This is a genomic window from Pseudomonas sp. LBUM1656 (assembly GCF_059716065.1).
This window is the reverse complement of record NZ_CP166800.1, coordinates 1,115,993-1,128,068: the sequence shown is the minus strand read 5'-3', so window position 1 is coordinate 1,128,068 and position 12,076 is coordinate 1,115,993. Positions and strand designations below refer to the sequence as shown.

At 59.2% G+C, this 12,076-nt stretch carries 8 protein-coding genes; 6 read left to right on the top strand and 2 right to left on the bottom strand.

The annotated features are described in order from the left end of the window. Nucleotides 1-169 precede the first annotated feature (169 nt). Both ACA072_RS04880 and ACA072_RS04875 read right to left on the bottom strand, forming a co-directional pair. Nucleotides 170-1,564 carry a PhoH family protein gene (locus ACA072_RS04880; RefSeq protein WP_109628080.1) on the bottom strand — a complete coding sequence of 465 codons (1,395 nt, stop codon included), beginning with the start codon at nucleotides 1,562-1,564 and terminating at the stop codon, nucleotides 170-172. Nucleotides 1,565-1,912: 348 nt separating this feature from the next. Next, nucleotides 1,913-3,037 carry a polysaccharide deacetylase family protein gene (locus ACA072_RS04875; RefSeq protein ID WP_497623430.1) on the bottom strand — a complete coding sequence of 375 codons (1,125 nt, stop codon included), beginning with the start codon at nucleotides 3,035-3,037 and terminating at the stop codon, nucleotides 1,913-1,915. A gap of 234 nt (nucleotides 3,038-3,271) precedes the next feature. Here ACA072_RS04875 and yaaA point away from each other — a divergent pair, with 234 nt between their 5' ends. From yaaA to ACA072_RS04845, 6 genes are all read left to right on the top strand, one after another. Then, complete coding sequence (gene yaaA, locus ACA072_RS04870) at nucleotides 3,272-4,051, top strand: peroxide stress protein YaaA (protein WP_462025593.1); 780 nt, start codon at nucleotides 3,272-3,274, stop codon at nucleotides 4,049-4,051. Between the two features lie 808 nt (nucleotides 4,052-4,859). Further along, the gene (locus tag ACA072_RS04865) at nucleotides 4,860-6,176 is read left to right on the top strand and encodes a nucleotide sugar dehydrogenase (RefSeq protein ID WP_497623429.1); all 1,317 of its coding nucleotides are present in this window, start codon (nucleotides 4,860-4,862) and stop codon (nucleotides 6,174-6,176) included. 188 nt (nucleotides 6,177-6,364) lie between these two features. Continuing rightward, nucleotides 6,365-7,846 (top strand): mannuronan synthase, encoded by a 1,482-nt coding sequence (gene alg8, locus ACA072_RS04860; RefSeq protein ID WP_497623428.1) that lies wholly within the window; start codon nucleotides 6,365-6,367, stop codon nucleotides 7,844-7,846. A gap of 36 nt (nucleotides 7,847-7,882) precedes the next feature. Further along, nucleotides 7,883-9,052, top strand: coding sequence for a PilZ domain-containing protein (locus ACA072_RS04855; protein WP_497623427.1), 1,170 nt, complete (start codon nucleotides 7,883-7,885; stop codon nucleotides 9,050-9,052). 138 nt (nucleotides 9,053-9,190) lie between these two features. Beyond that, nucleotides 9,191-10,570 (top strand): alginate biosynthesis TPR repeat lipoprotein AlgK, encoded by a 1,380-nt coding sequence (algK, locus tag ACA072_RS04850; protein WP_497624946.1) that lies wholly within the window; start codon nucleotides 9,191-9,193, stop codon nucleotides 10,568-10,570. Continuing rightward, nucleotides 10,567-12,054 (top strand): alginate export family protein, encoded by a 1,488-nt coding sequence (locus ACA072_RS04845; protein WP_497623426.1) that lies wholly within the window; start codon nucleotides 10,567-10,569, stop codon nucleotides 12,052-12,054. The genes algK and ACA072_RS04845 overlap by 4 nt, the downstream gene beginning before the upstream one ends. The last annotated feature ends 22 nt before the right edge of the window (nucleotides 12,055-12,076 follow it).

Genomic DNA, 12,076 nt, shown 5'->3' with positions numbered 1-12,076 from the left:
GTTCACCACAAATCCAAATGTGGGAGCGGGCTTGCTCGCGAAGGCGGCGTGTCAGCCAATATCAATGTGACTGACACAACGCTTTCGCGAGCAAGCCCGCTCCCACAGGTTTTGTATTGGGCATAAAAAACCGGGCGGCTTTTGGGGCCGCCCGGTTCTGGTGACGCGGTTACAAATGCGATTCGGCGTATTCGGCCAGAATCGAACGTGGCACCCCTTGCAGGGTGATATGCACACCGTTGGGGAAATCCTTGAAGCGTTCGGTCAGGTAGGTCAGCCCGGAGCTGGTCGCGGACAGGTAAGGGGTGTCGATTTGCGCCAGGTTGCCCAGGCACACCACTTTGGAACCGGCGCCGGCACGGGTGATGATGGTTTTCATCTGGTGCGGGGTCAGGTTCTGGCATTCATCGATCAGGATCAGGCTCTGCTGGAAGCTGCGGCCTCGAATGTAGTTGAGGGATTTGAACTGCAACGGCACTTTACTGAGGATGTAATCGACGCTGCCATGGGTGTTTTCATCGTCCATGTGCAAGGCTTCGAGGTTATCGGTGATGGCGCCCAGCCAGGGCTCCATTTTTTCCGCTTCGGTGCCGGGCAGGAAGCCGATTTCCTGGTCCAGGCCCTGCACGCTGCGCGTTGCGATGATCCGGCGGTAGCGTTTGCTGACCATCGTCTGCTCGATCGCCGCCGCCAGGGCCAGGATGGTTTTACCCGAGCCGGCGGCCCCGGTCAGGTTGACCAGGTGGATATCCGGATCGAGCAAGGCGTACAGCGCCAGGCTTTGATAGATGTCACGCGGTTTCAGGCCCCAGGCTTCCTGATGCAACAGGGGTTCCTGATGCAGGTCGAGAATCAGCAGGCGGTCTTCCTCGATCTCCTTGATCCAGCCGACAAACCCCTGTTCGTCGATGATGAACTCATTGATATGCACGGCCGGCAGGTTGTCGATCAACTGCACCTGATGCCAGGTGCGACCGTGGTCCTGACGGGTTTCGACATTCTTCACGCGATCCCAGAAGGAGCCGTCCATGTTGTGATAACCATTGGGCAGCAGCGATACGTCGTCGACCAGTTGGTCGGTGCTGTAGTCCTCGGCCGCGATCCCGCACGCCCGGGCCTTGAGGCGCATGTTGATGTCTTTGGTGACCAGCACCACCGGCAGTTTCGGCTCGCGCGCGTGCAAGTCAATCAACTGGTTGATGATGATGTTGTCGTTCAGGTGTTCGGGAAGAATGATGTTCGGTTCGGCACGCTTGCTCATCAGAATTGACAGCAAACCTTTGGGTCCGCTCTTGCCGCGCTGGATCGGCACACCCAGTTCGACATCTTCCGGGCTGGCATCGCCCAACGTCTTGTCGATCAGGCGAATCGCCTGACGGCACTCTGCAGCCACGCTGTGATGCCCGCTCTTGAGCTTGTCCAGCTCCTCAAGCACGGTCATCGGGATGGCAACGTGGTGTTCTTCGAAGTTAAGCAGGGCGTTTGGATCGTGAATCAATACGTTGGTATCGAGTACATAAAGGATTGGCTGGTTGGAGGAAGAACTACGTCCGTGATCATCCATACTCGGTCACCTTTGTGGGAGCCAGTCGACGCAATACCGTGACAGTGCTGCGCCTCGATGTGGCCACCGAATTCACCTGTTGGGACTCAAGTGAACTGCATCCATAGCTGGGTCTTGGAAGACGCCACCTGTGTTGCAGGTTTCGGCGGTCTGTCTTCGTAATACTCCAAAACCCATGACAGAAAAAAGTACTTTGACGCTTTTTTGAAGTTTATTTTTCAGAGTGACCAATAGCACTAGGCGGATGGCCATCACCCCGTTAAAGTCGGAAGTCCGCCTGCATCGAATTCTTCGCGAAAATCACCCCGCCGCACCCTCCTCCCCAATGATTCCGGGCTTTTTACGGCTTCAGCGAAACGCGTCCTGGCAGTCCTCCCAACCGATCCCGCTTTGCGCCGTTTGCGTGATGAGCCAGGGCAGCGACGTTTTCACTGCATCCTGCTTCACATTGAGGTTGATCACCCCGTGTCGCCACAGCAGCATCAGCGTCAACACACGCTGCGCGCTCGGGTTGCCCTTGAGCTTGCCGGCGCCGTCCTGGGCATCGATGTCCCACAGCGCCACCTGCAAACCCTGAGCCTTGAAGAAGCCTTCGGCATCCGAACGGCGCTGGCCATCGGGCGGGCGGAACAGCGGCACGTAATTCTCCGGCAATTTGCTTTTGACCAGCTCGACGCTGCGGCGTACCGAGTCCTGCCAGTCCTGCCAGTGGCTGTGGGAACGAAACTCCCAGCCTTGCACGCCGATGCACTGCGTTGAATACGTCGCTTGCAGGCTGGCCACCGAACGCTCGGCCAGACGCGCCTGGATGTCTTTGCCCAGCACGAAGAACGTGCCGCTCATGTTCGACTTGCGCAGGTACTCCGTGACCCACCCGGTATTGTCCGGCGTGACATTGGCGGCGCTGTCGAAGGTCAGCAAAAACAACCGGTCATGCATCTCGTCGCCGTTGCGCTCATAGTCACCAAAACGATCGACTTCGCTGCTGCTCTGTGGAAACAGCGCTGCCTTGCGCAGTTGCTCGTCCAGATACTGGGCGTGGAACAACCGGCTCGGCTCCGACCACTTGATGTAGTAACTGTCGTCGCTGACCTGAAACTTGGCCGCTTGCTGGCGCAGGGTGTCCATGTCCTCGACGAGGAAACAGAACGAAGCATCCTGATCGCAGCTCTGCTGGGCGAAGTTGTAGTTGGTGAGCAGGCGCTGCCACAGGCGCTGGCGCAGACTGTTGATTGCCTCCAGATTAATCTTGCGCAAGCCCAGGCGCTGGGCCAGGGCGGGTTCATCCAGTGACTCGCTGGCCAGCAACACCCGCGCGAACATGAGGATTTCGGCGCGTGATGCCACGTCGAACAGCGTCGGGCTGCTGAGCTGTTCCGGCCAGGTGCTGCGATCAAGCGTCGCCACGTCACCCGGCGCCGCCATGGCACCGACGCTCAAGAGCCACGCCGAAAATAGAAAAACGATACGCAAAGGGATGTCTCCATAACAAAACCCGCGCGGCACTATATCGCGGGAGGATCAAAAGATCGCAGCCTCGTTGCACTCGACAGCGCCTACAGGCCTGCGCAATCCCTGTAGGAGCTGTCGAGTGCAACGAGGCTGCGATCTTGTCCCATGACACCACCGATCACCTATGACACCCATAGCTGGAGTCAACACGGACAACCCCCTAGAATCGCCCCCACGATTAAAGGAGACGACTTCATGCTGATGGTGATTTCCCCCGCCAAGACCCTCGACTACGAAACACCGCCGGCGACCCAGCGCTTCACCCAGCCGCAATACCTCGACCATTCCCAGGAACTGATCATGCAGCTGCGCGACCTGACGCCAGCGCAGATCAGCGAGTTGATGCACGTCTCCGACAAGATCGGCGGCCTCAACGCCGCGCGTTTCGGCAGCTGGACGCCCGCGTTCACCCCGGAGAATGCCAAGCAGGCGTTGCTCGCCTTCAAGGGCGACGTGTACACCGGCCTCAACGCGCAAACCTTCAGTGAAGCCGATTTCGATTACGCGCAACAGCACTTGCGCATGCTTTCAGGCCTGTACGGCTTGCTGCGACCTCTGGACCTGATGCAACCGTATCGGCTGGAAATGGGCACCAAACTGGCGAATGCCCGCGGCAAGGATCTGTATGCGTTCTGGGGCACGCGGATCAGCGAATGGCTGAACGAAGCCCTGGCCGATCAGGGCGACGACGTGTTGCTGAACCTGGCCTCCAACGAGTACTTCTCGGCGGTCAAACGCAGTGCCTTGAACGCGCGCATCATTAATACCGACTTCAAGGACCTGAAGAACGGCCAATACAAGATCATCAGTTTCTACGCGAAAAAAGCGCGTGGAATGATGAGTCGTTTTGTCATTGAAGAGCGCGTCAACGACCCGGCAGACCTCAAAAAATTTGACGTTCAAGGGTATCGCTACAGCGCCGAGCAGTCTAAACCGGACCATTTGGTATTCCTGCGCGATCACGCGCCAGAGTAAGCACCCGGTCGGTGCACGACCGCAAAAAAACGTCGTGCGCCGCCGTCTGATCGTCCAACAATTCCCCGTCTGTTTCGTCGACTTATTGGCGCCAAAAACCCATCGCCCGATTTTCTAACTTTAGTTTCACTCGACTTTGATGATTTTTTTCAGTAGTGGCACTGAAAATTTTTATCGGTAGTGGCACAAAAGTATCTATCCCGATAATTGGCCTATATATAAAGGCCCAAACGGCAAGTGCTATCAATATGAGAGCAGTGCCATCTTTCTCAATATTTCAAGAAATTTCAGAATTCACGATGGGCGGACCGGAACTATGTCCAAATGCGTAGTTCATACCACCGGTAACGATTCTCCCAGCGATTGTGCGAGATAACTTACGCAGAGAAGAGAATCACCTAGCGAAGTTGTCACATGAACTTCTGCACACTGGGCCTCTAATTTGGGCAACACATAAAGGACAGGAGATACGCTTATCAATATCCCCTTCAAGGCCAAGGCTGCGCCCCTATAAACGTGCTCATCTGAGCACCCAACCGCTTGATTTACGGGCTTCTTGCCTGGCATCGAGCGCGCAAGACCTTTGCTCACGGTCCTCTGATTAGAAGATCGGCTGCATAACAGGGCACATCAGAACAATAAGGCCTAGTTGCGCACATCTTGAGTGCACTTATTTAGACACTCGGAACTTTGTATGCCTGCACGCGGCACTGTGGCGCCTGTAAGCCGCACTTCCGAGTGCACTATACCGCTGAACACCATTAACTCCGGCCATGTAATGGCTTGATAAAACACAGAGGTAATTGCGATGCGCATCAGCATATTTGGTTTGGGTTACGTCGGCGCAGTATGTGCCGGTTGCCTGTCTGCACGGGGCCATGACGTCGTTGGCGTCGATGTTGCCAAAGACAAAATCGATATGATCAACGCCGGCAAATCGCCGATCGTTGAACCGGGTCTGGGCGAACTTCTGAAGAAGGGCATCGAGACGGGCAAATTGCGCGGCACGACCAACTTCGCCGAGGCGATTCGTGACACCGACCTGTCGATGATCTGCGTCGGTACGCCGAGCAAGAAGAACGGCGACCTGGAACTGAACTACATCGAAGCCGTGTGCCGCGAGATCGGTTTTGTCCTGCGTGACAAGACGACCCGCCACACCATCGTGGTTCGCAGCACCGTTTTGCCGGGCACGGTCGCAAACGTTGTCATCCCGATCCTCGAAGACTGCTCCGGCAAGAAAGCCGGCGTTGATTTCGGCGTGGCAGTGAACCCTGAGTTCCTGCGTGAAAGCACTGCGATCGCCGACTACGACCTGCCGCCAATGACCGTCATCGGCGAGTTCGACAAGGCTTCGGGCGACGTTCTGCAATCGCTGTACGAAGAGCTCGACGCACCGATCATCCGCAAGGACATCGCCGTTGCCGAAATGATCAAGTACACCTGCAACGTGTGGCACGCCACCAAAGTGACCTTTGCCAACGAGATCGGCAACATTGCCAAGGCGTGCGGCGTCGACGGTCGCGAAGTGATGGAAGTGGTCTGCCAGGACAAGACACTGAACCTGTCCCAGTACTACATGCGCCCAGGCTTCGCGTTCGGCGGCTCTTGCCTGCCGAAAGACGTGCGCGCCCTGACCTACCGCGCCGGTGCCCTGGACGTGGAATCGCCGTTGCTGAACTCGCTGATGCGCAGTAACGAGTCCCAGGTGCAAAACGCCTTCGACATCGTTTCCAGCCACGACAAACGCAAAGTCGCCCTGCTGGGCCTGAGCTTCAAGGCCGGCACCGATGACCTGCGCGAAAGCCCGCTGGTGGATCTGGCGGAAATGCTGATCGGCAAGGGTTACGACCTGAGCATCTACGACAGCAACGTCGAATACGCCCGTGTCCACGGCGCGAACAAGGACTACATCGAGTCGAAGATCCCTCACGTCTCGTCCTTGCTCAACGCTGACTTCGACGACGTCATCGCCAACTCCGACGTGATCATCCTCGGCAACCGTGACGAGAAATTCCGCGCCCTGGCGCAGAACGCTCCGCACGGCAAGCAAGTCGTCGACCTGGTCGGCTTCATGTCTCAAGCCACCAGCGTCAAAGATCGCACCGAAGGCATCTGCTGGTAACCCGACTGTAGGAGCTGTCGAGTGAAACGAGGCTGCGATCTTTCCCGGGTCACTTGAGCCCCGAGCGAACGCTCAAAAGACCGCAGCCTTCGGCAGCTCCTACACGACCTTCGCCAGTTTTTGTAAGCCTGCCTTAACCCCATCGGGCCACCCCACAGGCTCGCCCGAGATAGAGACGGATGCAGATTATGCACAGGCTAAAGCACGGCCTACTTCAGGCCGCCGGTTGGCTGTTTTACCTAAGTTTATTGATGGGCATCGCCATGGCGTTGCCTGCGTCCACATTCGATTCCGATTCGAAGGACTTTATCTTCCTCATCGGTTTCATCGGCATCTGGCGCTACTCGATGGGCGCCACGCACTTTGTGCGCGGGATGCTGTTCCTGTACGTGGTCTACCCGCACCTGCGGCGCAAAGTGCGCAAGCTGGGTGACGCGGCAAACCCGTCCCATGTGTTTCTGATGGTCACCAGTTTCCGTATCGATGCGCTGACCACCGCACAGGTCTACGCCTCCGTCATTCGCGAAGCGATTGACTGCGGCCTGCCGACCACCATGGTTTGCTCCATCGTCGAAATGTCCGATGAGAAGCTGGTGAAAAGCCTTTGGTCGAAGATGAATCCGCCGGATCGGGTCAAGCTCGACTTCGTGCGTATTCCCGGCACCGGCAAGCGCGATGGCCTGGCTTACGGTTTCCGCGCCATCTCCCGCCACCTGCCGGACGACCGCGCAGTGGTTGCAGTGATCGATGGCGACACCGTGCTCGCCGAGGGCACCGTGCTCAAGACCGTGCCGTGGTTCCAGCTGTTCGGCAATGTCGGCGGCCTGACCACCAACGAGTTCTGCGAAGTGCGCGGCGGCTACATCATGAGCGAGTGGCACAAACTGCGCTTCGCCCAGCGCCATATCAACATGTGCTCGATGGCCCTGTCCAAGCGCGTGCTGACCATGACCGGCCGGATGTCGGTGTTTCGCGCGACCGTGGTCACCAACCCGGACTTCATCGCCGACGTGGAAAGCGACTCGCTGCAACACTGGCGCCTGGGCCGCTTCAAGTTCCTGACCGGTGACGACAAGTCGAGCTGGTTCAGCCTGATGCGTCTGGGTTACGACACGTTCTACGTGCCGGACGCCGCCATCCACACCGTGGAGCATCCGCCGGAAAAAAGTTTCATCAAGGCCAGTCGCAAACTGATGTTCCGCTGGTACGGCAACAACCTGCGCCAGAACGCCCGCGCCCTGGGCCTGGGGGTTAAACGCCTCGGCCTGTTCACCTCGGTGGTGCTGTTCGATCAGCGCGTGTCGATGTGGACTTCGTTGCTGGGCCTGACCGTCGCGCTGATCGCCAGCTTCAAGTACGGCACCGCGTTCATCCTCGTGTACCTGCTGTGGATCGGCATTACCCGCCTGATCCTGACCGTGCTGCTGTCCTTGTCCGGTCACCGGATCGGCCCGGCTTACCCGGCGATTCTCTATTACAACCAGATCGTTGGCGCGCTGGTGAAGATCTACGTGTTCTTCCGCCTCGACCAACAGTCCTGGACTCGCCAGCCCACTTCCCTGACCCGTGATCTCGCCAGCTTTCAACGTTGGTTCAACACCTGGTCGTCTCGGACCATGACCTTCTCCGCCGGCAGCATCTTTGTTGCCGTGCTGCTGATGATGGTCTGACCGCCCCCTTATTGAATTAACCAGGAAAACGCCCCTATGAATACCGCCGTCAACGCCAACGTAGTGCATGAGTCAGAAGCCCAGCGCCAACACGCCCGAGTGAAAATCCCGGCCAAGCTGCGTTTCTTCGGTCCCGACCGGACCCCGATGGAAGCTCGAGTGATCGACCTCTCCGCTGGCGGTCTGGCGTTCAACGCCGGTCAGCTGCCACTGAAAATCGGCGACGTGTACAAGGCTCGCCTGCAATTCGTCATCGATAACCTCGGCCTGGCCATGGACGTGGAGCTGCAAGTGCGCTCCTTCGACCGCCAGACCGGTCGTGCCGGCTGCCAGTTCCAGAACCTGGAACCACAAGACATCTCGACCCTGCGCCACTTGATCACCTCGCACCTGGCCGGTGACATCGTCAGCATGGGCGAAGTGTTGGCGACCCTGCAGCGCGACAACTTCACCAAGGCGCGCAAGATGAAGGATGGCGGCCACGGCATGTCGGCGTTCGGTCGTCTGCGTGCGGTGACGTTCAGCTTCGCGATTTTCCTCGTCGGCCTTGCAGCATTCGGTTTCATCTTCAAGTCGGTGTACGGCATGTACTTCGTCAGCCACGCCCAGGCTGGCCTTGTCAGCGTGCCGGGCATGAACATCACCATGCCGCGCGACGGCACCGTGCAGAGCCTGATCAAGGACGACGGCGTTGCCGCCAAAGGCGCTCCGCTCGCGACGTTCAGCACCAGCATGCTCGATGTGCTCAAGGGCCATCTTGACGACAATCAACTGCAACCGGCCAAGGTTGAAGAGCTGTTCGGCAAGCAAATGACCGGCACCCTGACGTCGCCGTGCGATTGCACCGTGGCACAGCAACTGGTCGCCAACGGTCAGTACGCCAGCAAGGGGGACGTGATCTTCCAACTGGTACCGCGCAACAGCGAAGCCAACGTTGAAGCACGCTTCACCTATCGCCAGTTCGCCGATGTGCGTCCAGGCAGCACGGTCAGCTTCCAGATCGCCGGCGAAGACACCACTCGCACCGGCAAGATCGTCAGCAGCACCAGCCTGAAAAGCGCCGACCTTTCTTCCGACATCCGCGTGCTGATCCAGCCCGACGAGCCACTGGACAGCAAGTTCGCCGGTCGCCCGGTTGAAGTGAACGCCACCCGTGGTCCGAACCTGAACTGGCTGATCGACAAAGCCATGGCTTCCGGTCTTTAAGCAGAGGACATGCCTGTGACTATCTCAAAAATCTCGAATACGCCGCAGTCTCTGTGGGAGCGAGCCTGCTCGCGATGGGATCGCCGCGGTTTGTCTGATGTACCGAGTCGCTTGAATCGCCAGCAGGCTGGCTCCCACATGGGTACGGTGTGTGCTTTGGCGTTGGCCGTGAGCCTCGCCGGTTGCGCCGGCCTGCCCGACCAGCGTCTGGCCAACGAAGCCCTCAAGCGCGGCGACACCGCGCTGGCGGCGCAGAACTATCAGCAACTGGCAGACCTGGGTTACAGCGAAGCCCAGGTTGGCCTGGCCGATATCCAGGTCGACAGCCGCGACCCGGCACAAATCAAACAGGCCGAGGCGACTTACCGCGCCGCGGCCAGCGTCTCGCCGCGAGCCCAGGCTCGTCTGGGTCGCCTGCTGGTGGCCAAGCCGGGTTCTACCGAAGCCGAACAGCACGAAGCTGAAGGCCTGTTGAAAAAAGCCTCGGCCGCAGGCGAAGGCAACACCCTGATCCCGCTGGCGATGCTGTACCTGCAATACCCGCACAGTTTCCCGAACGTGAACGCTCAGCAGCAGATCAGCCAATGGCGCGCCGAAGGCAAACCGGAAGCAGGCCTGGCCCAAGTGCTGCTTTATCGCACCCAGGGCACTTACGACCAGCATCTGGACGAAGTGGAAACCATCTGCAAAGCCGCGTTGAACACCACCGACATTTGCTACGTCGAGCTGGCCACGGTCTATCAGAAACAGGCCAAGCCTGAGCAACAGGCCGAGCTGATCAAGCAGATGCAAGCCGCTCACGCTCGCGGCACGGTCACCGCTCAACGCGTGGACAGCGTCGCTCGCGTATTGGGCGATGCGACCCTCGGCAAGACCGACGAGAAAACCGCTCAGTCGCTGCTCGAAGGCATCGCTCCGGGCTACCCCGCTTCCTGGGTCAGCCTCGCGCAATTGCTCTACGACTTCCCGGAACTGGGCGACGTCGACACCATGATGAAGTACCTGGACAACGGCCGCGCCGCTGACCAGCCGCGTGCCGAACTGTTGCTGGGCAAGCTCTACTACGAAGGCAAAATGGTGCCGGCCGACGCGAAGGCCGCCGAAGAACACTTCAAGAAAGCCGTCGACCGGGAAGTGGCCGCCGATTACTACCTCGGCCAGATCTACCGTCGCGGTTACCTGGGCAAGGTCTATTCGCAGAAAGCGCTGGACCACCTGCTCAAGGCGGCGCGCAACGGCCAGAACAGCGCCGACTTCGCCATTGCCCAACTGTTTTCCCAAGGCAAGGGCACCAAGCCCGACCCGCTTAATGCTTACGTCTTCAGCCAATTGGCCAAGGCGCAGAACACCCCGCAAGCCACCGAGCTTGCACAAACACTCGAAGCGCAACTGCCGCCTGCCCAGCTCGCCGAGGCCCAACGCCTGTTGAAACAAGAACAGGCCGTGCGTGGTGCCTTGAGCCAGAACACGCTGGAACTGCATGCCCTGCAAGAAGAAGACGGCGAGGAATCCCTATGAAGTTGAATCCATTTGTGAAGGCCGGTATCGGCCTGTCATTCGCCCTCTTGTGGTCGTGCCCGACCCTGGCGGCCCTGACCGAAACCCAGAACTACGGCCTTGATGTAAAAATCACTGCCCAGTCCGAAGATGACACCGACCTGGGTACGGCAAGCGGCGGCGACGTCAACGGCGTCGGCCTCGACCTGCGTCCATGGATCTACGGCGAGAGCGGCGCGTGGAGCGGCTACGCCATGGGTCAAGCCGTGACGTCCACCGACATCATCGAGACCGACACCCTGCAGCAGTCCGACAGCGACGGCACCCAGGCCACCGACAACGGTGATCGCAAGAGCAAGAAAAACTACCTGGCGATGCGCGAGTTCTGGGTCGGCTACAGCGGCTTGACCCCGTACCCTGGCGAGATCCTCAAGCTCGGTCGTCAACGCCTGCGCAACGACGACGGCCAATGGCGCGACACCAACATCGAAGCCCTGAACTGGACCTTCGACACCACCCTGTTGCGCGCCAACGCCGGTGTTGCCGAACGCTTCAGCGAATACCGCACCGACCTCACCGAGCTGGCGCCGAAAGACAAGGATCGCCTGCACGCTTACGCCGACGCGGCGTACCAGTGGAACCCGGGCAACTGGGTTGGCATTCGTGGTCATCACACCCACGATGACGGCAAGCTCGACTACCCGCAACCGGGTGTTCCCGCCGATTCTCTGGACAAGAAAGAGAATGGCGACATCAGCTGGATCGGCCTCACCGCCGATAGCGATGCCTACAACTGGCGCAACACCAACACCGTCAATTACTGGGGCAGCGTCACCGGCATGAGCGGCGACCGCGACACGGTCAACCCGCTGAACGCCGACGGCACTCCGCCGGCACAAGCCAAGACCAGCGGCAATGTGGATGGCTGGGCCACTGACCTGGGCGTACGCCTGCGCCTCGATCCGCAATGGCAAGTCGGTGCAGCCTACGCCCGCGCCAGCGCCGATTACGAACAGAACGGCCTGGAAAGCAACCGCTCGAACTACACCGGTACCCGTTCCCGTGTTCATCGTTTCGGCGAAGCGTTCCGTGGCGAAATGAACAACATGCAGACCGCTACGTTGTTCGGTTCGTGGATGCTCAACGACGAATACGACGCCAGCGTGATCTACCACAAATTCTGGCGCGTCGACGGCAACAAGCCAGTTGGCAGCAACGGCATCAACGCCGTGCAGAACGACACCGACGACGTGACCGGCGCCGTGCTCTCCAGCACGTCCCTGCCACTGGAAGATGGCAACAAAGACCTCGGCCAGGAAATGGACGTGGTCGTCACCAAGTACTTCAAGCAAGGCCTGCTGCCGGCCTCCCTGAGTCAGTCGATCGATGAGCCTTCGGCCCTCGTGCGTTTGCGTGGCGGTGTGTTCAAGCCGGGTGATGCGTATGGCAAAGGCGTCGACTCGTACATGCACCGCGCGTTTATCGACGTGATCTGGCGCTTCTGATGCGAAGCGCGAAGGGAGTTCC